Here is a 25,027-nt window from a genome sequence, read left to right as displayed (position 1 = left end):
ATGATTAACCTCAAGCGCTTGCCCACTGTAATGCACTCTTTAAAGGCACGTCTTATCGTCAGCGCCATGCTGCTGAGCTTAGTCTTAATCCCTATCGTGGGCTTAACCCTCAACGACGCCTTTAAATTGCAGGTCAAGAGTGCCTCGGTCAAAGAGCTTAAAGCCTATGTTTATTCCATCTTGGCGGTGACCGAGGTCGACGATCAACAGTTATTTATGCCTGAGGTGTTGTTAGAGAATCAGTTTAATGTGATTCAATCTGGGCTGTACGCCTTAATTACTATTCCCGAAGGCCTACAACAGACGCTCGCATCGACAAGTGACCATAAACAAGACTCTAGCTTCGATGCTAAATTTGTTGGGCCTGAAACCCTAAAGCCGGCAAGCGATCAGATTATCGCCGAGCAACAAGTCACAGCCGGAGCAGAGGTCGCTTGGCGATCTAACTCATTGCTTGGCATCGACCTCACTTCGGCAATCACCACTGCAGTTCATACTGACCCGGCCTTTCCACAACCAGAAAAAGGCCAAGGCCAGTTCAGTGAGATTATGCTTAATGGCGAACCTCATTTGGTTTATGGCTTTAGTGCGAGTTTCGAAACCCAGCAAATTGATAAGCACGGGGATGAGCAGATCACCCGTTTTCCTGTCACGATTTATATCATTAAAGATCAAAGTGACTACCAGCTACAGGTTAATGAGTTTAATCAGCAACTTTGGCGCTGGCTATTGATCTTGATGGTCGCCCTACTTTCAATTCAAATGTTATGGCTATGGTGGACACTAAAGCCCCTCACTCGTTTACAAAATGAATTATCCGCAATTGAAAACGGTAAAGCCGATCACTTAAATGATAACTACCCCACCGAACTCAGTGCCGTTGCCAAGCAGCTCAACACCCTGCTCAATACTGAGCAAAACCAACGTAAACGCTATCGTAATGCCTTAGCGGACTTGGCCCACAGCCTAAAAACACCGCTGGCGGTTATTCAAAGCCAGAAAGATTTAAGTCCACAATCATTCGAGCAGATATCTCATATCAATCGCATAATCGGCCACCAGCTCAAACGAGCGCAATCGGCGGCAGGCTCTGCCTGGCACTTAGGCGTAGAGGTGGCTGAAGTCTCAGATAAACTGGTGCGCAACCTGCCCAAAATATACTGCCAGCCAGCAATCACTATCAATCAATATGTCGACAGAAGCGCCGTCTTTAAAGGCGATTCCAGCGATTTGACTGAAATTCTAGGTAACCTGCTGGATAACGCCTGTAAGGCCGCAACCTGCCAAGTGCTATTAACCGTAAAGTCTGTCGACTCTTGCTTAGTTATCGATATCGAAGATGATGGTAAAGGGATCGACGAGGCGCTGTACTCACAGATATTTGAACGCGGTATTCGCGCCGACTCTTACCAGCAAGGACACGGCATCGGCCTCGCGATTGTTCGCGACTTAGTGGATAGCTATCAAGGGAAAATGCTGGTCAGCCGCTCCACAACGCTTGGCGGCGCTAAGTTTCAGTTAACCTTTAAACTCTAAATAGGCAACTGCCAATAGCTAAAATCCCCAGTCATATTGCTTTATTTAACAGCATTGCTTAGCTTTCAGCTTCTGTTCATCTTGGCTTTTTTATACTGATGCTAACGTATAAGGAGAGCATATGAACAGATTCAAAAAATGGCGCAGGCCATTTGTCATCACACTTGTCATTGCAATGCCTTTGATATTGTCTGCTGCCACAGTCAACGCACAAGATCACGACGCCGAGCGCGCTCAATACAGTGAAAGTCAGTATAGCGAAGGTCAGTTAGCGCAGATGCTTGCACCTATCGCACTGTACCCCGATAGTTTGCTTACTCACATTTTGATTGCCGCGACCTATCCATTAGAGGTGGTGCAAGCCCATCGCTGGCAAGCGTCTCATAACAACTTGAGTACACAAAAGCAGATAGACAAGGCGCAAGATAAAGACTGGGATCCCAGTATTGTTGCGCTTATCGCCTTTCCTAATGTGCTACAAAAGCTCAGTGAAGATCTCAACTGGACCCAGTCTATTGGTGATGCCTTTTTACAAGATGAAGCACTGGTTTTAGACAGTATTCAAACTCTGAGACAAGAGGCTGATAATGCCAACAGTCTTGAGCAGATGGATAATATGCAGGTCACTCGGGTGAACAATCAGATAGTGATCGAGCCGGTGAGAAAAGAGATTGTCTATGTGCCCTACTACGACCCAAGAAGTGTTTATGGGTATTGGCGCTGGTATAACTACCCGCCAGTATATTGGGCGGTTTATCCCGGCTATGTCAGACCTGGCTATGGCCACTTTTACTGGCGCGCGGGAGTACATATTAGTTTTAACTATTACTTCAGCGCATTCCACTGGCACAAGCGTCATGTGGTCGTGGTGCATCACCATAACTCGCATAAATACCGTCATCGCGGCCGTATCGTCACAAGTCATGGTGCAAAACGCTGGGCCCATAAGCCTCAACATAGACGCGGAGTGGCTTATAGCAATAATGCGCTACGCCATAAATATAAGAGTTATCACCCCAGCCGCGCCCAGAGTAAAGCGTTACGCCACAACGAGCGCAAACATGTTAACCATAAAAACAGCCTTGAGCGGATTAAGAGTCATGAGCGGATTAGAGCTCCAGAGCGAGTAAACAGCCTTGAGCGTATTAACAGCCTTGAGCGTATTAACAGCCCTCAGCATAATAAGACTCATGAGCGTGTTAAGAATCAAATGCGAGTAAACAGCCCTGAGCGAGTTAACAGCCTTGAGCGCATAAACAGCCCTGAGCGGGTTAACAGCCTTGAGCGAGTAAAAGGCCATCAGCAGAACACTCATAAACGTGAGCAGCAGATGCGCAGCAAGCAGCCCAGTTCAAAGCCTGATTACAAGCCACAATATGCGGCAACTAAGGCCCAGCAACCAAGAGCAAATAAAAACTACAGCACTAACAATGTTAATAACAATAACAACAGACAGGCCTATAAAAGCCATAGTGCTAAGCCACAACAAGCCCCTAGCAGCCACGCAGCGAGAAGTAATTCGTTAAGAAACGATTCGTTAAGGAGCCAATCACCAAGGAGCAGCAACCAGCACAAACCAAGGAAGGATTAACAATCACATTGCTTGCCACATAAAAAAACGCCGTCAATCGACGGTGTTTTTTATGTCTCATACTCGCTGTTTAGGCCGTTAGGCACAGCTCATTCTCTAACTGCTGTATCCATTGCTGTAGTAGCGCATCAATCTCTTTAAAGCGCGGGCGTAAGCTGAGACTTGGCTGTAAACAGGCCAGTTTTAACTGCAATAGCTGACCAAGGATCGCTTCACTGCTGTCTATATCTGTGCCTGTTTTTACCTGTAAACAGTGCTCAACTAAATCCTCTATCAAGCACCCTAAGGCTCGCACTTCAATGGCTTCCATCGCCTCTCTTTGCAATAAAGGCAGTTGGCTTAAATTCGTCGCAGCGCCAAAATCACCGAAGAGGATCTCTGCATGAGAATTGTACATAGTGTTATGGGCGTAGATATCACCATGGCTAACTTGGTTATGATGCAAATGAGCAAGACCCGATGCCATCTGTTTCAGGATCCGCAATATCTGTTTTAGTTCAAATTGAGTCGCATCGCAGAAGGTGTCTCGCGTGCAAGTCGAGAGTGATGGCGGCAGGCCTAAGTTTGATAATGAGTAGGAATAAGCTCCATCACTAGGCCCGAACAATCGGCTTGTTTAAGCTGTGCAACAACCTTAATCAGATTACTATGATGGCCCGCTTGCAAACAGTTAGCCAATTCATCTTTTGGATAACCGTCGCTGGTGACCTCCCCTTTGAATATTTTAACGGCAATATCAATAGGAGTTGTAGCAAGCACTGCGGGTTGCTTAAGCCATTTAGCGCGGTAAATCACACCCGATGCGCCTTGGCCTATAATCTCTTTCAGTTCAATATCGTCAAGGGTCACACTTGGCATGCTAGCAGCGGTGTCTGGCTCATCAACTGCCGCTTGCAGCTCTAAACTAAGCGGACTGCCATCAAGTGCTAACCAACTCAAGCGTGGTAACTGAAATAGCCAATTGGGAAATGCCTTGAAAGCATTAGCCGATAACCGCGCAAGCTCAAGACTTGTGCACTTAGCCATACTATCAGGTAGATGAGTTAACTGATTACCAGCAAGCGCTAGCTTCTGTAATCTGTGCAAACGCCCCATATCGTCAGGCAAACTTTCAAGGTTGTTATCGGTTAAAATTAACCAGCGGGTATTATCGGGTAGTGCTTTTTCAGCAAGTTGCTTTAAATTGTTCGACTTGAAGCTGATCATTTCAAGCTTAGGGCACTGTGCAAGCGCTAGAGGAACAGATTCAAAGCAGTTATTGGTTAAAAATAGAATTTTTAGCTGATGCAGCTTATGTAAATCATCAGGTAAATCGCTAAGCTTATTATCCGATAAATCGAGTATTTCTAAGCTATCTGCCAAAGAGAAGATCTCTTGTGGAAACTGCACCAAGCCTTCAGCAATCTGTATGCGTTTAATTCCCTTTAATTGCCCCGATTTTAACTGCTCTATTGTATGCAAAATCTTAACCCTAAATACCGCTGAAAAATAGCCGGCAATACTATACGATTCACCCGCATAGAGAAAGACATTGAAAAAATGATATGCCCGTAAGCCGCACACCAACAGGCATTAGCCAAAAAGCATAATGCCAAACATGATCTAAAGTCGCTTATCTAGGCTGGTACTATATTTATTGTCGCGCTCAATCCTTAATAGATCTTGCCCCTTCGTTATCGCAATCACAGCTTTAGACTTAAACTCTCGACGATAAAGCGTTATCACTACAAAAATGCTGGCGGCAATGAGTGCTAAAGGGTGAAAGAACCAACACAGCGCAGCCATTGAAAAATAGTAAGAACGCAGCCCAAAATTGTATGTGTGCGCAGCTTGATCTTGCACGATAGCCATCTGTTTTGCATAACGACGTAGATTCTCGTTTTCACCTGTTTTATCAACGGGCGCCGCGCCAACCATCACGTTAAGAAAACCATATTGGCGCATTGACCAAGTAAATTGAAAGAAAGCCATCACGAAGATAAAGGTCAACATCCCAAGTTTTACCTGAACTAAGGCATGGTTAGGCTCTGCGGCAAAAGGAATTGTCGCAATCACGGCCTCAAGGCGTTCGACTTGAGCAAATAACGTCAACACACCTGCGAGAACTAACATGGTTGTTGAGGCAAAAAAGGCAATATTACGCTCAAGGTTTGCCAATAACGCAGCTTCGCCTACACGGATCTCACGGCCAATTAATTCGTACATCCAGTGAATTCTATGTTGGTGTAAGCAACGGGCAATACAGTTAGTATCTTTGGCTTTGCGCTTGGCAAAGTGAGCATAGCCAACCCAACAAGTAATAAAACAGAATGGCGCGATAAGATCGAGAAACGAGATTGTCATGCTATATTCCATCAAGAAAAACAGGGTTAAATAATGCGCTAAGGCATTTCATTAAGATGTCGATATATTGCAATAAATAACGGGAAGGTCTCGTTAACGACACACTTAAATAAACGTGACTCACAAGGCCGATAACTTCGACTCTAAATCACTCTTTACGATTTCAAGGGCGGCAAGGGCAACATCTGCCGCTATCTGATTCGTTTCTAGTAACATAATCAAATCAACAGCAAGTTTAACCTCAGCAGATGCCTGTTCCAGCCCTTGTACTTGGACGTTATCACTCATTTTGGGTTCGCCTAGCTTTTACGACAATATAGCTCGCTAGTATACTCAGTGCATTGACGGTTCTCAATTGAGAAAGCGTCAAGACGATTCAGCAACAATATTGACAATGCATTTCTTGTTCCAACCCGCATTATCATCAAACTAGTCCTTTATTCGCGCTGCAAGCCTATATATACTCGCTCTATTAAGGCACAACCTTCGTTGTGATTAGCAAACACAAAGGCAACAAATCTCTATGGCAAAGATGGATTTCTCGGTGATCAATGACACCACAGCAAAATCTTTTATTGAACAGAAAAATCTTATTAAGCGTGTATTCAAAGGCAATACTGTTCTGTGCCCAGTATGTAATCAAGCGCTTAAAATGAAATTACCAATAAAAGGTCAAGAAGAAAGCCTTGCAGGGATCTGCTGTAAAAAAGGCTGTACTGACATCGAACTTGATATGGAACTTGTACTATAAGTACAGCCTAATTTATCAATCGCAGCAGTTAAACACTGCGATTAAAAATGGCGACATGACTCGAGGTTATGCCGCCATGTTCAGTTTTAGCTCAATTAAAACTGGTAAGTCACTCCTAAACCAAACCCACTTGAAGCCATATCAAATAAAAAGTCATTATCTTCATAGTCAATATCCAGATATCTAAAGCTGTACTTTACATCCCAGTTATCTGAAAGGTTCTGGTTTAAGGTAAAATTTAATGCCCAAGAAAGCTCTGAACCCACACCAAAGCCAGCTAACTCAGCACGACTAATAAAATAAAAACTTTCGTTGATGGTCCATCTGTTTTTAAGGCCCAATAACGGGTCTACCCAATTATCGCCAAAACTCTGGTTCCTTTGTTGATCCACAATACGTACGTCTAAGTGATTAGCGACATCAACAAATCTCGCACCAATATAACTATACCCAAACGACTTGAACATGCTCATTTCAGAGGCCTTGCGCGAGTTCAATTCTAGGCGTATTAGCATAGGAATGGTAACTCCCTTTTAAGCTAGTGCAACAACGAAGTGGGCTTGCGCAAAGCCTTCTTCGATGGGTTTTAATGCACTTTCTGCTGCGTTATTGATCTTGCTAAGGGAACAACCATTAACTGCAATCAACGCCTTGCTTAAAGCGCATTAAATTCCCACTGAACCCTGCATCTTCAGGTGGCTTGGGTATATACCACTGCATATTACCTTGCTTTAAAAAGCGGTGTGCGGCGACCACATCTAATAACTTCTGCTTGGCGGTCAATTTCGCTGCAGCGTTATCAACTTGAGTATCATATTTCAGCTTCATATAGACTAGATCAACCCACATGTTCCAATTGCCTTTACTGGCCTGGAAATTAGCTAATACCGTCCCATCTAAGTTCTCAAAAATCTCACTAAATGACATATCGATATCAACGACAACTGGCTGACCATTTCGGTTTGTATAACCCGTCTGTCCCTGTTGATTCACCACCCAAAGATACGGCGATATCTCAAACTGCCACTCTTCAGCCAAAACATAAGTAGAGCTAGAAAGTAAGATAACGATAGAACATATTAACGACTTAAACATAGGCTTTCCGTTTCCATATTGAGTACATTACAAATTTACCTAGGGGTGGGATGGTGAACTCAGGCTGCTAATTTCCACACAAATTTATCTGCTAACAGTATGAATTAGAGCAAAATTAACCCATCACACGATGAAGACTAGTCGAAAATAGTCAATTTGTTAGCCCCAAGCGCTATCGTTTAATAAAAGACTCAATTAAAAAACTCACTAAATTGGGATTTTTAGCCTACCAGCGGGAGTAATGACACTTCGTACACACAAAACTAATGTCGTTGATACTGACACCGACAAGGTGACAAAAATCGCTACCGAAATAACCAACTGATACTTTATTGCAATCAAGGGATCAACACCGCCTAGAATTTGCCCCGTCATCATTCCTGGCAGAGTGACTAATCCCATGGTCGCCATCGACGCTAGGATGGGGGCGAAAGACTGCTGCATCGCAGTTTGTACAAAGGGTAAGCTTGCCTGACTAGCCGAAGCACCGAGTGCCAGCGCGCCATGATATTCGGCTTTTCTGTCATTAAATGAGCCGAAAAGACGCTGCAGTGCAACGATATTTCCACTGAGACAGTTACCTAATAACATGCCCGCGGTCGGAATAAGAAACTGCGCAGAGTATAGCGGCTGTGGTGATAGCAGATACACCATCATCAGCCATAACATAGGTAACATACCAAGTAGTAGCCCCGTAAATACCGATAAATAGAGGGGTCTTTTAGGCAGTTTAGCCTTGTTGATAATGGCGCTTGCGCCCACCAGCAGCATCACTAACACCCAAACTAAATTGACCCAAAGATTATCCAGCAAAAACAGATATTGCAGATATAAGCCTACCAGCACCAACTGCAACGTCATCCGAATGACCGCCCATAGCATGTCACGAGTGAGCGCTAAGCGAAAATATCGCCCTATCGATATCGGAACCACAAGCACCAGCATAAACAGACCTAACTGCAGCCAACCTATATCCATTTACACTTTTCTCTAATCGATAAACCTGCGCCATAATATAGCCAATACCGAGCTAAATAAGTACAGCTTCCTCGCTAACAAAATATTCACCGATTAAGAAAAACTTGATCGATATCTAATGAATTCACATCTTGCCTTGCTAGACTCTGGTCACTTTTTGCTATTTTAGAAACCATGATTATGAAGCAGCAACTACTTGAACGATTCTTACGCTACGTCAGTTTTAACACTCAGTCTGACGCAGACAGCCAACGTATCCCTAGCACTGACAACCAGTTTGTTTTTGCTCAGCACCTTCGTCAGGAGCTTATCAGTCTTGGGTTTGACAATGTGCAGCTATCAGACAAGGGCTACTTAACGGCAACGGTTCCCGGCAACGTAGAAGGTGCTCCTTGCATCGGCTTTATTGCCCATTTAGATACCGCTCCAGACTACAGCGGAGAGAATGTATCGCCGCAAATCATTGAAAAATATGATGGCAAAGAGATTCAACTCGGTCTTGAAGCCGTGCTGTCACCAACAAAATTTAGCAGCTTAAACCAATACTTAGGGCAAACGCTTATCACCACTGACGGCACCAGTCTGCTTGGCGGTGATGACAAAGCAGGGATTGCAGAGATCATCAGTGCGCTGCACCATTTAATCATGCAGCCAGAGATCCCACACGGAAAAATAAGGCTTTGCTTTACACCTGATGAAGAGATTGGCCGTGGCGCTGACCATTTTGATGTTGAAGGTTTTGGTGCTCACTGGGCCTACACCGTTGATGGCGGTCAAGTCGGTGAGCTTGAGTATGAAAACTTTAATGCGGCCACAGCCGTCATCACCGCTACGGGTAACAACTGTCATCCAGGAACTGCGTTTGGCGTAATGGTCAACGCGCAAACTATCGCGGCGCGTTTCCACGCAAAAATGCCGTTAAAAGACACTCCAGAAAATAGCCGTGACTACGATGGTTTTTTCCACCTGATGAATATGGAGGGCGTGACTGAAAAGGCAACACTCACTTACATTATTCGTGATTTCGATTTTGAACTGTTTGAACAACGTAAACATTGGTTGAGTGAACTTGTTGATAAGTACAATGCAGAGCTAAAAATCGGTAACTTGGCAGTAAAGATTGAAGACTCTTACTTGAATATGAAGCAGCAAATTTTGCCGTACCCCCATATTATTGATATAGCAAAACAAGCGATGCAGAATCTCGGTATTGAGCCCATTATTAAACCGATCCGGGGCGGTACAGACGGTTCTCGCCTCTCGTACATGGGTCTACCTTGCCCAAATATATTTACTGGCGGGCATAACTTCCACGGCAAGCATGAATATGTATGCTTAGAATCGATGGAACAAGCAAGTAACACCATTATCGAAATAGCTAAGCTAACCGCATTACATAAATAGGTAAGCCAGCAATCGAAAAATATAAAAGGCCTGTGATTACAGGCCTTTTTCATACGTTACGTTAATCGCTCTATTTTTTCTTGGAAGCAAAAAGTATTTGCTTCCCTCTGCGCGCTCTCTACACTTAGCCTATTCATATCCAATATAGAAATAATCCAAATGAACGCTGCAATCATTGGTGCCACGGGACTCATTGGCCAATTACTGCTACAAAAATTGATTAATTCAGAGCGTTATGAGCACATTTTAGTGCTCGGCAGAAAGCAGCCTCAATATCGACTCGGGCAACATACCCAGATCACTTTCTTACAATGCCAACTCAGTGAACTCTCTAACCTCGACTTACCTTATCCTATACAACAGGCTTTTTGTTGCCTGGGTACCACAATAAAAAAAGCGGGTAGCCAAGCGGCTTTCATCGCGGTAGACAAAACCGCTTGTATCGACTTTATTGCCAGGTGCCAAGCCGATAATAATTATGTGGTCACCGCCCTTGGCGCAAACAGTCAGTCGAAGACCTTCTATAATCGCATAAAAGGTGAGACCCAAGAAGAACTTGCAAGCTTGCTAGATAAAAACCAACAGCCAAGCTCGCCCAAGCGATTATGGCTATTTCAGCCGAGTTTACTGTTAGGCGAACGCACTGAAACCCGTCTATTAGAAGATATTGGCAAATCATTTTCTCGCTTAATATCACCGCTATTTGTCGGCGTGCTGCAACAATATCAACCGATTGAAGCCGAACAAGTTGCCAACTCAATGTTCGCGCATGCGTTGTCAGCACAAGAGCAACCGACATCAATACAGCGAGTGACATTGGTTTCAAATATCGAAATGCATTCATCTTAGCCCTTATTCAAAGGCTCATTTAAAAGCTTGTCCCGTGAGTCAATGCTCACAATAGCTATTGACTCACTCCCCATAGCATCATTTAAAATAGCGCCCTTTATGCAGTCGTAATCGAGAACCGCTTTGAAGCTAAGTACACGCCTACAATACATCAACAGCCTGATTAACACTCAATACGAGCATATTTGGGATTGCTGCTGTGATCATGGCTTATTAGGCGCCGCACTGCTAAAGCGAAACGCCGCAAGCAATATCCACTTTGTCGATGTTGTGCCAAGTTTAATGGCTGAAGTGAAAAGTAAACTGCAGCGATTTCATCCAAATTCAGACCGAGAAAAACGGCAGACTTCAACAAACACAAGAAGCCACTGGCAGGTGCATTGCTTAGATGTTGCCAAACTCAATTTGGCTGAAAAAGAGCAGCGGCAATTAATCATCATCGCAGGTGTTGGCGGCGAGCTGACCATTGAGCTGGTGCGACAAATAATTTCCCGCCACCCACAGCATTCACTTGAGTTTATTCTGTGCCCTGTGCACCATATTTATCAAGTCCGTACAGAGATGCAAAAACTCAGCTTAGGCTTAGTGAGTGAGCATTTGATGCAAGAAAATAAGCGTTTCTACGAGATATTGCATTTATCAACTGACAGCCATAGAGCAATCAGCCCAGTAGGCTCTATGATGTGGGATCATAGCCGCGAATTAGATAACGCTTACTTACAGAGTACGCTAAAGCATTACCAAAGAATGGCGCTAGGTTTGGAAAAGGCTAATTTAACCATCGAGCAGCTACACGAGAAAACAGACGTTGAGCAGATTATTGCTGATTATCGAGCCTTAACCGCTCAATAAGTATCGCTGTGCACAACCCAGTAAACAGCCCGTCATTTGCAGCGGTAGCCGGTTAACGCCACTTTGTCTCTATAGGGTATAATCCCGCATCTTTCATTTAGTCCCCATAATCAATACGAGCTGAGCTGACCCATGCGCCTGTTAAAATCGACCATTCACGCCGACATCGCCCACCTTAGCGCTAATGAACTTGCGACTAACAGCTTTCACCGCCAAGCGGCACGCGGCATTATTCTTAAAGGCGAAGAGATCTTAATGCTCTACACCGAGCGCTACCATGACTACAGTATTCCTGGTGGTGGCGTTGATGACGGTGAAGATATTCGCAGCGGACTTATTCGCGAATTAGAAGAGGAAACTGGGGCGCAGCATATCGAGATCATCAGTGAGTTTGGCCTATATGAAGAGTTTAGGCCTTGGAATAGAGATGGTTTTGATGTGGTACATATGGAGTCCTTCTGCTTTGTTTGCGATATTCATCCAGAACTAGGTGAAACCAAGCTAGAGGCCCATGAGATCCAAAATGGGATGACGCCGGTTTGGATTAACATTCATCAAGCCATTGCCCATAACGAACATACAATGGCCAACAGCCCTAAGAAAGGTATGTCGATTGAACGAGAAACCTTTTTGCTCAAGCAAATTGTGGCAGAGCTTCTATAAAAAATTGTACATTTTGGTTTGATATAGAAAAGCGTGGACTTATAACTCATCCACGCTGTCATCACTATTTGTCGCCTTGAAGTTTCACAACCGCTAATTCAAGCCTTTTAATCTCACGAGCAGTCGCGTTGCGGTTCATCTCATTATAAATCCACATCTTAATCGCAATCTGCATCATACTTGCCAAGAGCAGCATTACGCCCCACTTGATTAGCGCTACCGGACTGACAACCACAAAAAAGAATTGATAGCCGGACCACAACATAAGTAAGCTCAACAGGAAGGCGATGATGCTCATTAATATCATCCAGCCGCCCAAACGCCCTTTATAAGCATCGCCCAGCATAGCAAACAGGCTTGGATCACGCTTAAGTTGACGATCTATCTGCTCTGACTCTTTTAACACCTGCTGACGGTTCTTTTCATCGATTGCCATACTCTTTGCTCCTATATCAATATTGTTCTAACCGTCTTGATCTAGCTGCGGTATGCAAATATAACCGCACTTTATCTGTTTTTAATAAAGACGATGCCGCCAGCTAAAAGGTTTATGCAAATGGTAAAAAAGGGAGCATAGCTCCCTTTTATTCATACTCTGCACTAAAACTATGCCTAAAACTAAGCCTTTAGCTCGATTTCAACTTAAGTGTGAGTCTCAATCTAAAAATAGACAAATAGATTGATAATCATTGCGTTAATAATATCGATAAAGAAACCACACACTAGCGGTACAATAATAAAGGCTCTATGAGCCGCACCGTATTGCTGAGTCACGGCGGTCATATTCACAATCGCGGTTGCAGTCGAGCCCAGTGTGACACCGCCAAAGCCTGAGCAGATCACCGCCGCCTCATAGTCTCTGCCCATCATTCTGAACACCACAAAAATGGTGAATACCACCGACAAGAACACCTGTACAGACATGACTACCGAGATATACAGTAAGCTACCTTCTAGCTCCCAGATTTTAAGGCTCATCAAAGCCATAGTTAAGAACATACCTAGGCAGATATCTTGAATAAGCGATAAGCCTTGTGAAGCATCTTCCAGATAGGTTCTATCTTTAACCGCTCTACGGTTGATGATAACCCTGCCCACATTACCGATAATAATACCGGCTAATAAACAGGCAACGAACATCGGCAGCTTAACCCCAGCTTCTTGCAGCGATAAATCAATAAAATAGCCAATAATTAATGTAACGTTTAGCCATAACCAAGCACGCAGTACACCAAAGTAATCGACCTTAATATGCGATGACCCGGCTTGATGGCTGGTACCGATATCAAGATCTGAATCTTGATTCGCTTTCACATTGTGTCGCTTCATCAAATATGCCGCAATTGGACCACCAATCACACAAGCGGAGATCAGCCCTAACGTATTTGATGCTATGCCGAGCTCGCTCGCATTGACGATACCCAGCTCTTCCACAAAAGTGGGTGTCCACGCCATTGCGGTTCCCACACCACCTATGAGTGCTATTGAGCCTGACATCAAGCCTGCCTTTGGATCTAGGCCAAATAATGAGGCTATGGTTACGCCAGTAAAGTTTTGCAAGAAGATGAAAACACTAGCCAACACGATAAGAATAAGTAAAGGTTTGCCGCCCTTAATTAAGGTCGCAAAATCTGCCTTTAAGCCAATACCCGCAAAAAAGTATAAGAGTAAGGTGTCTCGAACACTCAAGTTAAACTCAATTTGAATATCGAAAGCATAATAGAGAATACCCACGATTGCTGCGCAGGCGAAGCCACCAACGACGGGTTCAGGAATACTGTACTTTCTGAGCAACTCATAGCGAGAAATAATATATTTACCAATAAATAGCGCGATTATCGCAAAGGTAAAAGACACAAAGTCCCTAATTTCAATTAAATGTGGTTCCATGACAATGAGTTCATCCATAAGCAAAGGTAAAAAGAAGTATCGGTAAACAATTAAGATTCGAGATATGTAATATCGCAAAAGCTCACTTGCAGCTCAATCCACACCGAGCAATACACAACAATTAAGCATCAGTATCATAAACAAAAAGCAACAATATTTCACCTATTTACGCCACGATTAAGCCTGCAGTAAAGCAATAACGGCTAACTCTGTTACCCACATCTCGCAAAACCTCTTAACGGGACGTTTGTTGCTTATACCCTAACCCACCACATACAACGAAAGTAATAGCCAAGCCCGTAAAAACAAGAAATCCTCAGCTATAAAATCAAAGCGTAAGCGACTCTAAAACATAGTAAAAATAAAAATGCAAATCACATTCACCAGATAAAAATACTAGTCTAGCAAGCTCAATTAGTAACTAAGAATCACAGCTTTAATACCAATGCTGGACGCTACTAGCATTGCTTATCGGCATAATTCTTGGCGCTTACAAAGCAAATAATATCGCCATATCGCAAATTATCAGAATATATACCTAGTTTTGCATTATTAATATAAGGCCGAACTTGGTTAGTAAACACAGCGTTTTTGTTGTCGCTTCGAGAAAACAAAATTAAATTATTTTTTGATTTTTAAGACTGCAGAATTGGAAAATTTCGGCTCAGATTGAGCCTAAGAATTGAACATAAAACTTCACTTTTACATTAACCGTATAAGGATATTACTCATGAGAAAGCTACTTCCTATTGCAGCAGCTATCGCAATTGCTCTAAACCCAGCGTTAGCCTTGGCTAATGATGCAAGCATTAGCCAAGACGGCAGTTCAAACACAGCAGCAACAACTCAGTCTGGGGCGGCTCAAGTAGCGAATACCAGTCAAGTTGGTATCGGTAATACAGCAATAGCTCTCCAGTCTGGTGCAAACCAAACGACGACTATCACCCAAGAAGGTGATAACAATATCACCAACACCACACAGTCAGGTTCTGCACAAACAGCAACCGTTAACCAGGTAGGTAGCGGTGATGGCTCAACAGTCAATGTTATCCAGTCTGGCGTCGGTCCTAATAGCGCGATGGTTAACCAAGAGCATAATTTTAATAGCACTGCAGATGTTACCCAAGACGGCAGCAATAATGGCGCGATCGTTAATCAGTTACATGTCAATGATAGCGCTGCCAACGTGAGCCAAACAGGCGATACCAATAGCGCAGATATTCGTCAGCATGGTTTTGGGATTCATAACCCAGCGGGTGCAACGATTAACCAAGATGGCCAGCGAAATACAGCTTCAACCAACCAAGACTTATCAACTGATGCCTATGCTGAAGTAACACAAACAGGCAGCGATAACACTGCAATCGTTAACCAATTAGCCGATTCAGTTAATTCTAAAGTCTATGCAACCCAAACAACCAGCAATGCTTCGGTGACCGCAACGCAAACAACGGCTGATAACTCAACCATTACAACGCTGCAAGAGAGCGACTCTAACTCAAGCATTACCGCAAGCCAGTCTAACGGTACAACTAACACGATTAACGTCACTCAAACAGACTTCACTACAGACTCTACTGCATCGGTCAGCCAAAATGGCAGTAATAACGCAATGACGGTTTACCAAGAGCACGCCTACACCTCTAACGTTACCGTTTCGCAAGACGGTACAGGTAACATGGGGTCTGTCAATCAAGAGCACGTAGATAACAGTGCAGCCTCAATTTCTGCAACAGGTGACACCAATACTACCGTTATTCGTCAGTTCGGTTTTGGCTGGCACGAGCCGGCGTCAGCAACTATTACCACTGTTGGTAACTTGAACCAGGTTAATATCAACCAAGACACCTCTTTTGAAGCTATAGCAACTGTAGAGCAAAATGGTAATAGCAACATTGTTGATATCGACCAAGTGAATGAGTCAGATAGCTCTTCAGTTACCGTCACTCAACTTGCAGCAAGTGAAGCGGGTAACGTGACGGCTCAACAAAGTGCAGCTGTGAATTCAAGCATTACGGTTACCCAGTCGGGTGTTAATGGCACATTCGCAACGGTTAACCAGCTAAACGGCTCAGAACTCACAGCTTCAGTGACTCAAACTGACACTATCGGTGGCTCAGCGTTAATCAACCAAGAAGGTGTGGATTTAGATGCCACGGTTATGCAAACCGGTGAAGCTAATAATGCAGATATTATGCAAACCAATACCTTAAATGTCGCCAGCGTGCAGCAGTATGGTGAATTTGGTACGGCTGATATCGACCAAGCTGGCGCCGATAACGATGCTTTTGTTAACCAAGCTGGCGGTGAGTTTAACGACGCTTATATCGAGCAGCAAGGTGATGGCAACCTAGCAAACATTAGTCAGGATGGCTTTGGTGATATGGCTGCACATAACACAGCGTCTATCACGCAATATGGCACAGCAGATACCGCATCTATCACTCAAACAGGTGGTTTCGGTAACTCGGCAACGATTGTACAAAACTAATATCAGTTTGAAAAAGTAGTATTAGTTTAAAAAAGTCGTATGACAAAAAAGGGGAGCTCATTAGCTCCCCTTTTTATTTATACAGCTAGAAATAGATTATTTCGCGTATTCAACTGCAATATTAGCCGCAAGCTTTGCGTTATTAAACACAAGCTCAATATTAGCCGCTAAGCTCACGCCTTTTGTGGTTTCTGCCACTTTAGCCAGTAGGAATGGCGTGGATGCTTTACCAAAAATGCCTTTACTGTCCATTTCAGCAACGGCATCAGCAATCACTTGATCAATCATGGCACGGTCTAGTTGGTGAGCTTCAGGGATTGGGTTAGCGATAACCAAACCGCCCTTCAAGTCCATGTCCCACTTTGCCTTCATTGCAGCTGCAATTTGCGCTGGCGTATCTAACTGATAGTCGACACCGAACTCACTTTCACGCGTGTAGAAAGCGGGTAACGTACTCGTTTGATAACCAACAACCGGAACACCTTGAGTTTCTAAGTATTCAAGGGTTAAACCAATATCCAAAATAGACTTTGCACCAGCACATACGACTGCTACGTCGGTATTGGCCAGTTCTTGTAGGTCGGCAGAAATATCAAATGTTTGTTGTGCGCCGCGGTGTACACCACCAATACCGCCAGTTGCAAATACTTTAATACCCGCCATTTGAGCTAAGATCATCGTCGATGCGACTGTTGTTGCGCCGTCAACTTGCTTAGCAACGATAAATGGAATGTCACGGCGGCTTGTTTTAATCACATCTAAACCGGCTTTACCCAAGTATTCGATCTCTTCATGAGTCATCCCCACTTTCAAGCGACCCTTTAAAATCGCGATAGTTGCGGGTACTGCACCGTTATCACGAATAATCTGCTCTACTTTCAGCGCCGTTTCTACGTTTTGCGGGTAAGGCATGCCGTGAGAAATAATGGTCGATTCTAATGCAACGACTGGCTTACCTGCTGCTAATGCGGCTGCAACTTCTGGATTAATATCTAGGTACTGCTCTAACATAACGACTCCTTGATAACTCGCTTAACGGAAATTTCAGACATATTTGGGTTTATCGTTGCTAAGTGAGAAAGTGCGACGACCGCAGCTCCCATAGCAAACTGTGTAGATTCTTCAGTGCTCCACTCTTGGATCCAGCCATGGGCTAATCCCGCAAGGAATGCGTCTCCCGCACCATTGGCATTCACCATAGACACGGCCATAGCAGGGACTAATGCTTGTATGCCTTCATCGCTATAAAACACGCCATCAGCGCCTAGACTTAAGAAAATTCGCTTAACACCTTGGTTATGGAACCAATTGGCTAACTCTGGCAATTCTTCATGACTATTGATAGCAATCCCAGAGAGTTGCTCAGCTTCTTTAAGGTTCGGTTTTAAGGTATGAATTGAGCTTAAGAAAGGCGCTAACTTTTTGGCCTTTGCACAGGAAACTGTATCGACAAAAATCGGTCTATCGGAAAAATTACTTAAAATATATTCCAAAGACTCTGCAGATAAATTGGCATCAACAATAATCAGATCGGCTCGCCTTAACACTTCTTCATGCGTCTTTAATACCGCAACGCTGAGTCTATCGAGTATTGCCATGTCATTAATCGCAACATGCATATCGCTGTCGCCATCAAGCACTGAGAGGTATGTTGAAGTGGCAAATTCATCCAAATGAATACAGCCTTTCATATCGATACCAGCTTGCTGACACTGGGTCATAATCATTTGACCGTAGGTGTCTTTGCCTAGCGCACTAATAAGATGAGTATCAGAACCTAATCGAGCTAGGTTTTCTGCGATATTTCGGCCAACACCGCCTGGTGAGCAGCTAACGCTGCCGGGGTTTGAATCGCCAACTTGTAGGGTATGTAGGGGACGGCCAAGAATGTCCATATTGGCACCGCCAATGACGATGGCGTAACGTGATTCAGCAAGAATATACCCCTTACCTTTTATCACGCCTTTATGGGTCAAATTCATTATGTGTCCAGCCACAGCTGAGCGGCTGATCCCCAATTGATCTGCAATGCTTTGCTGTGGGATCAATGGGTCTTGTTTAAGTAGTGCTAGTATCTCGAGTTCGCGTTCTGTCATTATAATTATCCCGTCGACACGGCCAAACAAACTTTTGTTTGGATACCAAACTTTAGTTTAAACTTGTACCAAGGGTATGCTTAATAAACAGAATATTCAAGAGAAACGGTTTTAATTCGAAGGAATTGTGATCAAAGTAGTGAAACAATTTTGTCTAATATTAGGCCGGCATTATTCCAATCAGTATAAAAAGTTGATCGACTCAAAGCGCTTTTTAGCAAACTAATTCAAGGCGAATAGATAACATAATGGTGGTTCCTTTATGAGTTCATTCAACGCAGAAGTAGGCTGCCAAATCACGCCTTGCAGGCGAGTTTTAGCGGTTATAAGACTGTGTTAACGAGCTTAAACGTAGAATAGCTATGTTCGTTGTGAGCCGCATAAATGCACAACTAGATGGATATAGGAAGTTGAGTAACGCTGAAGCTGTTACCGGGAAGCAATTAATGTTTTTGCCTCTGAAGCACTGAACTCTGCCTAAGCAGTCAAATCTTAATATTGATGAGTATTACTGCGAATAGGAGTGAGTTAAAGGCTCGGTAATCACGAGATAAAACACTATGCCTAGCTATAGAAGCCAATCCCAAGACAAGGATATAAATAACCAAAAGCGAAAGGTAACAATAGGAAACAAAGGGATTATCGGGGATATAACTCAATAAAAATTAATCGTTCAGAAGGCTAGCTCACTATTGATCAAACTAACGAGTATAAAAAGGCCATCTTGGTAGATGGCCTTCAAATTAGTTAACCGTGATTAAAGCCGGATGACTCTTCAGAATCACTATTATGTGAAATAGGATGTTTAGCAAAAAAGTCCACACAGTGCTTTAAGTCTACTACGAGCAAATCTGCTTGGTCGCGGCTAAAGCCATGACGAACTAAAATACGCATAATGACAAGGTCTTCTCTTTTAGGCGGCATAGCATACGCCGCTATCTGCCAACCTCTAGAGCGAATACGATCTGATAGATCAAATAAGTTAAACCCTGGGTCAACCCCTTCTTTTAATGACCAACTCATCGCAGGGATCCCGCCATGGCCATCATAAATAATTTCGAACATACCCAACTTTTCAATCTCACTCGACAGGTATTGAGCAGTGTCATAACAAGATTGATGGATCTTTCTGTAGCCTTCTTTACCTAAGCGTAAGAAATTATAGTATTGCGCCACGATCTGCCCACCAGGGCGAGAGAAGTTTAGCGCGAAGGTAGGCATGTTACCGCCCAAATAATTCACGTTAAAAATGAGGTCTTGATCTAATGCTGAAGCATCTCGCCAAATAACCCAACCGACACCTAGAGGGCTCAAACCAAACTTATGCCCTGACGCATTAATCGACTTAACGCGTGGAAGTCTAAAGTCCCACTCAAGATCTGGTTCGCAAAATGGCGCTAAAAACCCACCACTGGCCGCATCCACATGGATTGGGATATCGAGACCGGTATCTTTTTGTAATTGATCAAGCGCATCATGCACCGCTTTGACAGGCTCATATTGACAAGTAAACGTCACACCTAAAGTAGGCACGACACCAATCGTATTTTCATCGCATCGCTTAATCACTTCTTCAGCGTTCATAATTAAGCGATCCCCTTCCATTGGGATCTCACGTAATTCAATATCCCAATAACGTGCAAATTTATGCCAACACACCTGTACAGGGCCACAGATCATATTGGGTTTATCAGTCGGCTTACCCAGCGCTTTCATTTTCTTGCGCCAAGCCCATTTAAGTGCCATACCACCTAACATCGCCGCTTCGCTTGAACCTGTAGTCGAGCAACCTAAGGTGTTTTCTGCATCCGGTGAATTCCATAGTTCTGCGAGCATATGGACACAGCGAGCTTCAAGTTCTGCAGTTTGAGGGTATTCATCTTTATCGATCATATTCTTATCGATACATTCATCCATCAATTGATGGACTTCATCTTCAACCCACGTTTGACAAAATGTCGCTAAGTTTTGGCGAGAATTACCATCCATCATTAGTTCATCATGTACGATTTGATATGCATGACGGGGATTATTCTCCTGATCCGGCATCTTATATTTCGGCATTGATAATGACAAATCTGACGATGAGTAAATATCATCTAGAAGGTCGTCACGTACAGAATCTTTTGCATGAAGAGGCATTGTATTTTACTCCATTGAATTAAATAAAATTTCCTACTGCTGATGATGCACAGCTGATATAACCAACATAAAAGATAGTTGGTTGTGCTGCAAGACACAATCAAAAATAAATCGTAAATAAATGATAAAATCTCAAGATAAAAAACCACATAAAGTTAAATATGCAGCGACAAATAACACAACTAAAACCAACGCTAGGCTTTTCATCTAATAAGGTAACCTTAAAATAACCTTAAAACAACTATATAGGTCACCAATAAGCTTAATTTACAACCAACTAAACAGCCAGTAATTAGAATGATTTGTTCAAAAAATGTAGATATATAAGCTAAGCAAATTAGTGATAAGCACTTCGATACTTTGCAAACTCTATTCAATAAGGCTGCTTTTCCATTTTTTATTGACATTAATAGTGTCGATTTACACTGAAGTAAGTTGTTTGTAACAAAGTCGAATGATGGTTTGGAGTGATGCAGACACGTGTCCTATTACAATAGGCCTTACGACAATATAATAAAGTGCAGCACACTTTAGTTTTTATGCAAACGACTTATAACGAGAGCTTGGCCCCTACAATACCCAACGCCTAAATGATCACGACCTAAACAAGTGACTGCTGAAGCGATTACCTTAAATGCGATGTCTCACATTTTATAACCATCAAATAAAACTAAGCTTATTAGAAGTCGTCGCGACGATGACAGTCGCTCTTTCGCATCTCATCTGCTTCAGCATCTAAGCTACGAAAAAGTGACTAGTTGTATTCGCATGTCTGCTTGCTTATGCCATTAAGCATCTTCTTCATGCATATAGCTCTCTATCAAGCTAATTTGCTCCGCCAGTTGTTCCTCAGCCTTAACTAATCTATAGCAGCCATGTGGTAATTTTTCGAGGCTGATGCTATCTCCAGCAACAATATTTAACTGATCCACGACTTCAGCGGGTAGTATTAATCCGAGGTCTTTACCCATTTGGCAGATTCTAATTTGGGTCATTTTGCACCTACTTTTTGAAAATGATTACAAGCTATTCATGACGGATGCGCAGAGCAACTTCAGCTACAACTAAAAACCTATCAGTGCCTGCACGATGATCGAATTCGATTACTGAAATTATAGTAAAAGCTAACATCAATTGGACGGGAAAGGTTGATCGCGAATAATTCGTTGCAACTGACTTAACTCCAAACTAAAAAGGAGAGCTTATGCTCTCCTTTTCTATACTCTTTATTTCAAACAAAGCTGAGGGTAGCTAGATTTAGCGAAGTTTAAACAGATTCAGCTTGGCTTATGATGCTTAGTAATATACCTGTCTAACTGATTACCAAAAGCTTGCTTCTCGCTAGCGCCTATCGCCGCTGGCCCCCCTGTTTGTACGCCGCTGGCGCGCATGGTGTCCATAAAGTCGCGCATATTTAGAATCGACTTAATATTTTGCTCAGTATATAGCTCACCACGCGGGTTTAAGGCCACGCCGCCGTTATCTATTACCTCTGACGCTAGCGGGATATCTGCAGTGATCACTAAATCACCTGCGGTTAATAGCTTAACTATTTCATCGTCAGCTACATCAAAACCGGAAGAGACTGTTACTAGATTAATATAAGCTGATGGAGGAATACGCATCCAATGGTTAGCCACCAGTGTCACTTCAACTTTGGCCCTGTCTGCCACTCTAAATAAAATCTCTTTAATCACACCTGGACACGCGTCTGCATCAACCCAAACCTTCATTACTGCTCCTAATTTACCGTTAATAGATGACCGATTTAATGGCTTAGTCATGACAGAAACAAGCCATGGGGCAAAGCCCAACATTTAAGATCAAATACAGGTCAGATTTAATTAGCTACATTTTAACAGCTATCTCTCTTGAATGAGTAGCAACAAACACATTGCCTACGTTAGTATTTAGTCCACAGTTTCATCTTGCCGTCCCTCACCAAGGTTTTTCGAATGAGCCCATTTACTCCTAAGTGTTTTGATTTTTTAAACGAGCTTTCAGTCAACAACGATCGAGAGTGGTTTAAAGCCAATCAAACTCGCTATGAGGACTGTGTACGGACACCTGCGCTCGCGTTTATTGAAATGATGCAGCCACATATACTTGCCCTCTCACCGCGATTAACTGCGATACCCAAAAAAGTTGGGGGCAGTATGATGCGCCCACAACGCGACAGCCGCTTTAGTAAAGATAAGACACCCTACAAGACCAATGTCGGCATTCAGTTTCGGCATTTTCAAGCTAAAGACGTGCATGCTCCGGGTCTCTACCTTCACCTTGCTAACGACAGTTGTTTTATGGGTGCTGGTATTTGGCATCCAGAATCTAAAGCCCTGAACGCGATTAGAAGCTGTATTGATGAGAATCCCAATGGCTATAAGAAAGCACTTCGAGAATTGAGTAACCTAGGTTTTGAGATGCAAGGCAGCCAACTTATTCGCCCCCCTAAGGGCTATGACAAATCCCATCAGCTGCTAAATGAGCTTAAACGTAAAGACTTTATCGCCATAAAACCTATCTCCATCGAGCAGGTTTGCGCGCCTGATTTTACCGACTTTTTTGCTGCGGAGTTAGCGTCATGTCAACAACTGATGCGCTACCTATGTTTTGCGTTAGAGTTAGATTATTAAACCAAGTCGCTTAAGTAACCGGTAACTTCACATATCATTCCAATCGAACTAAAGATGAGATGGGTATTAAACGTTAGCTGCGATGAGTCCTTCGGTACATTCTAGTGTAGGCGTTTATATCAAGTGCCTCTACACTCAGTTACGATCTCTGCTACAATTGCGCCAGTTTTTATTTCCAGCCTAAACGGGCTGCTTCGGGCACAATTGTAATGGTAGAACCTTCATCATCCCCTCTAGACGCTTTCCAAGCTCAAACCTCTGCGCAAAAGCGAGCATTAAGTTATAGCAACACGATACATCAGCTTTTTTCGAGCGTGATGAATGAAAAGCTACCTGCTGACCGTATTGTTGGGGAGTACTTCAGAACCAACAAGAAGCATGGTTCTAAAGACAGACGCGTCATTCGAGAGAGCCTATTTGCGCTATTTCGTTGGTGGGGTTGGCTCAAGCAGATCCACACCAGCGAGCAACAAGATGCCAGTTGGTTTGCTTGTTTAACAATAGTGGCTGAACTCGAAGCCCACAAATGGACTCAATTTAGCGATGCTTGGCGTGAGTTTGCCAACCAGTCTGAACAATTTAACTTAAATGCTAGCGAGCAATTGCTCCCAAGTGTCACTGATAAATGCCAACGCGTACAACAGCTTCTTAATGATGACGCGATTAGCGTAGACCAGCTGTTACCAGAGTGGTTTTGGCAAGTTGCTCAGGTCGATAAAACAAAACAGTTAGCGATTGTTGAAGCCATGTGCTCTCGCCCACCGATTTGGGCGCGTGCACAGACCTTAACTCAACAGCAAGTTATCGAATCACTGGCTAATGACGACATCACGGCCATCGCCAGTGAATACTTTGACGATGCCGTAAGCCTTGGCCACAAGAATATCAACCTTAATGCAATTGGTGCGTATCAGCGGGGTGAGTTAGAAATTCAAGATCTTGGTTCTCAAGTTATTGGCCAGATATGTGCCCCAAAATCCGATGATAAGTGGTGGGATACCTGCAGTGGCGCTGGTGGTAAAACCTTACAATTACGTTCGTTAATGCTTAAGCAAGACTCTAGCGCTATCGGTACGATAATCTCTTCAGATATTCGTCGAAAGCCTTTAGAAGAACTAACCAAGCGCGCTAAACGGGCAGGCTTTAATGGTATTAGTATTGCCCCATGGAAGTCTGACGAGCTACCCGTTGCGAGCAACGCTTTCGATGGTGTACTGGTTGACGCTCCTTGTAGCTGCACTGGTACCTGGCGCCGTAACCCCGATATGCGTTGGCTCGATGACGAAAGTGTAGTGACCGATAAGCACGCCCTGCAGTTAGATATTTTGAGTCGCAGTGCCAAAGCGGTTAAACCACTAGGACAGCTCGTGTATGCAACTTGCTCGCTCTCACCTATCGAGAATGAGCAAGTGGTCAATGCCTTTTTGCTATCTAATCCTGAATTTGAGTTACAAACATTAACTCACCCGTTTACCGGTGAACAGGTCAAGATGCTCACTATTTGGCCTCAAGAAGCCAATACTGACGGCATGTTCGTTGCTAAAATGTCCAAGCGATAACCCTCGTTAGCGAGACTCTTTGCCTTCAAAGACAATTTCAATCCAGATGTTTCAATAAAAACGCCACCTCTTGTATGGTAATGCTATTCGGATAAGCACTACTGTTTATATTTAAGTGGGTAGCGGCTGGGTATATAGAGCACTGAACGTGGAT

22 protein-coding genes and 1 pseudogene are annotated in these 25,027 nt (G+C 43.5%); 10 read left to right on the top strand and 13 right to left on the bottom strand.

Annotated elements, in window-relative coordinates; genetic code table 11:
- Both ACVBIL_RS18155 and ACVBIL_RS18150 read left to right on the top strand, forming a co-directional pair.
- The gene (locus ACVBIL_RS18155; protein ID WP_447168362.1) at positions 1-1,536 is read left to right on the top strand and encodes an ATP-binding protein; all 1,536 of its coding nucleotides are present in this window, start codon (positions 1-3) and stop codon (positions 1,534-1,536) included.
- A 121-nt stretch (positions 1,537-1,657) separates the two neighbouring features.
- Complete coding sequence (locus ACVBIL_RS18150) at positions 1,658-3,127, top strand: DUF3300 domain-containing protein (protein ID WP_447168361.1); 1,470 nt, start codon at positions 1,658-1,660, stop codon at positions 3,125-3,127.
- A 70-nt stretch (positions 3,128-3,197) separates the two neighbouring features.
- On the opposite strand, the pseudogene ACVBIL_RS18145 reads toward ACVBIL_RS18150, so the two are convergent.
- From ACVBIL_RS18145 to rsmS, 3 genes and pseudogenes are all read right to left on the bottom strand, one after another.
- Positions 3,198-4,588: pseudogene (locus ACVBIL_RS18145) on the bottom strand (leucine-rich repeat-containing protein kinase family protein).
- A 141-nt stretch (positions 4,589-4,729) separates the two neighbouring features.
- On the bottom strand, positions 4,730-5,470 hold the full coding sequence (locus tag ACVBIL_RS18140; protein WP_447168360.1) for a DUF599 domain-containing protein: 741 nt from the start codon (positions 5,468-5,470) through the stop codon (positions 4,730-4,732).
- 120 nt (positions 5,471-5,590) lie between these two features.
- Positions 5,591-5,758, bottom strand: coding sequence for a pleiotropic regulatory protein RsmS (gene rsmS, locus ACVBIL_RS18135; protein ID WP_447168359.1), 168 nt, complete (start codon positions 5,756-5,758; stop codon positions 5,591-5,593).
- A gap of 235 nt (positions 5,759-5,993) precedes the next feature.
- Here rsmS and ACVBIL_RS18130 point away from each other — a divergent pair, with 235 nt between their 5' ends.
- Entirely contained in the window at positions 5,994-6,221 is a 228-nt protein-coding gene (locus tag ACVBIL_RS18130) for a hypothetical protein (protein ID WP_447168358.1), read from the top strand.
- Positions 6,222-6,316: 95 nt separating this feature from the next.
- On the opposite strand, the gene ACVBIL_RS18125 is transcribed toward ACVBIL_RS18130, so the two are convergent.
- From ACVBIL_RS18125 to ACVBIL_RS18115, 3 genes are all read right to left on the bottom strand, one after another.
- Positions 6,317-6,694 (bottom strand): hypothetical protein, encoded by a 378-nt coding sequence (locus ACVBIL_RS18125; RefSeq protein WP_447168357.1) that lies wholly within the window; start codon positions 6,692-6,694, stop codon positions 6,317-6,319.
- 160 nt (positions 6,695-6,854) lie between these two features.
- A complete protein-coding gene (locus ACVBIL_RS18120; protein WP_447168356.1) occupies positions 6,855-7,316 on the bottom strand; it encodes a hypothetical protein in 462 nt (153 codons plus the stop codon).
- A gap of 207 nt (positions 7,317-7,523) precedes the next feature.
- Complete coding sequence (locus ACVBIL_RS18115; protein ID WP_447168355.1) at positions 7,524-8,294, bottom strand: ABC transporter permease; 771 nt, start codon at positions 8,292-8,294, stop codon at positions 7,524-7,526.
- A 180-nt stretch (positions 8,295-8,474) separates the two neighbouring features.
- Between ACVBIL_RS18115 and pepT the strand changes: the two genes are divergently transcribed.
- From pepT to ACVBIL_RS18095, 4 genes are all read left to right on the top strand, one after another.
- Complete coding sequence (gene pepT / locus ACVBIL_RS18110) at positions 8,475-9,698, top strand: peptidase T (protein ID WP_447168354.1); 1,224 nt, start codon at positions 8,475-8,477, stop codon at positions 9,696-9,698.
- Positions 9,699-9,857: 159 nt separating this feature from the next.
- The gene (locus tag ACVBIL_RS18105) at positions 9,858-10,547 is read left to right on the top strand and encodes a nucleoside-diphosphate sugar epimerase (RefSeq protein WP_447168353.1); all 690 of its coding nucleotides are present in this window, start codon (positions 9,858-9,860) and stop codon (positions 10,545-10,547) included.
- A 123-nt stretch (positions 10,548-10,670) separates the two neighbouring features.
- Positions 10,671-11,399: a tRNA (adenine(22)-N(1))-methyltransferase gene (locus ACVBIL_RS18100; protein WP_447168352.1), complete on the top strand. Its 729-nt coding sequence runs from the start codon at positions 10,671-10,673 to the stop codon at positions 11,397-11,399.
- Positions 11,400-11,531: 132 nt separating this feature from the next.
- Positions 11,532-12,062, top strand: a complete 531-nt coding sequence (locus ACVBIL_RS18095; protein ID WP_447168351.1) for an NUDIX hydrolase — start codon at positions 11,532-11,534, stop codon at positions 12,060-12,062.
- A gap of 64 nt (positions 12,063-12,126) precedes the next feature.
- On the opposite strand, the gene ACVBIL_RS18090 is transcribed toward ACVBIL_RS18095, so the two are convergent.
- Both ACVBIL_RS18090 and gltS read right to left on the bottom strand, forming a co-directional pair.
- On the bottom strand, positions 12,127-12,498 hold the full coding sequence (locus tag ACVBIL_RS18090) for a DUF6768 family protein (protein WP_447168350.1): 372 nt from the start codon (positions 12,496-12,498) through the stop codon (positions 12,127-12,129).
- A 224-nt stretch (positions 12,499-12,722) separates the two neighbouring features.
- Positions 12,723-13,952 (bottom strand): sodium/glutamate symporter, encoded by a 1,230-nt coding sequence (gltS, locus tag ACVBIL_RS18085; RefSeq protein WP_447168349.1) that lies wholly within the window; start codon positions 13,950-13,952, stop codon positions 12,723-12,725.
- A gap of 730 nt (positions 13,953-14,682) precedes the next feature.
- Here gltS and ACVBIL_RS18080 point away from each other — a divergent pair.
- A complete protein-coding gene (locus ACVBIL_RS18080; RefSeq protein ID WP_447168348.1) occupies positions 14,683-16,443 on the top strand; it encodes a beta strand repeat-containing protein in 1,761 nt (586 codons plus the stop codon).
- Between the two features lie 96 nt (positions 16,444-16,539).
- Here ACVBIL_RS18080 and ACVBIL_RS18075 read toward each other — a convergent pair whose 3' ends face one another.
- The 5 genes from ACVBIL_RS18075 to ACVBIL_RS18055 form a co-directional block, all read right to left on the bottom strand.
- Entirely contained in the window at positions 16,540-17,454 is a 915-nt protein-coding gene (locus ACVBIL_RS18075) for a pseudouridine-5'-phosphate glycosidase (RefSeq protein WP_447168347.1), read from the bottom strand.
- Positions 17,448-18,539 (bottom strand): PfkB family carbohydrate kinase, encoded by a 1,092-nt coding sequence (locus ACVBIL_RS18070; RefSeq protein ID WP_447168346.1) that lies wholly within the window; start codon positions 18,537-18,539, stop codon positions 17,448-17,450. The genes ACVBIL_RS18075 and ACVBIL_RS18070 overlap by 7 nt, the downstream gene beginning before the upstream one ends.
- 747 nt (positions 18,540-19,286) lie before the next feature.
- Entirely contained in the window at positions 19,287-20,681 is a 1,395-nt protein-coding gene (locus tag ACVBIL_RS18065) for a glutamate decarboxylase (protein ID WP_447168345.1), read from the bottom strand.
- 788 nt (positions 20,682-21,469) lie between these two features.
- Entirely contained in the window at positions 21,470-21,676 is a 207-nt protein-coding gene (locus ACVBIL_RS18060) for an AbrB/MazE/SpoVT family DNA-binding domain-containing protein (RefSeq protein ID WP_447168344.1), read from the bottom strand.
- 282 nt (positions 21,677-21,958) lie between these two features.
- Entirely contained in the window at positions 21,959-22,414 is a 456-nt protein-coding gene (locus ACVBIL_RS18055; protein WP_447168343.1) for a YaiI/YqxD family protein, read from the bottom strand.
- Positions 22,415-22,636: 222 nt separating this feature from the next.
- Between ACVBIL_RS18055 and ACVBIL_RS18050 the strand changes: the two genes are divergently transcribed.
- Together ACVBIL_RS18050 and ACVBIL_RS18045 are read left to right on the top strand one after the other, a co-directional pair.
- Complete coding sequence (locus ACVBIL_RS18050; RefSeq protein ID WP_447168342.1) at positions 22,637-23,314, top strand: DUF2461 domain-containing protein; 678 nt, start codon at positions 22,637-22,639, stop codon at positions 23,312-23,314.
- A gap of 209 nt (positions 23,315-23,523) precedes the next feature.
- Positions 23,524-24,873 carry an RsmB/NOP family class I SAM-dependent RNA methyltransferase gene (locus tag ACVBIL_RS18045; protein WP_447168341.1) on the top strand — a complete coding sequence of 450 codons (1,350 nt, stop codon included), beginning with the start codon at positions 23,524-23,526 and terminating at the stop codon, positions 24,871-24,873.
- Positions 24,874-25,027: the final 154 nt, after the last annotated feature.

The sequence above is a fragment of the Shewanella sp. 125m-7 genome, assembly GCF_052977045.1.
This window is presented reverse-complemented; position numbering and strand designations above follow the sequence as displayed.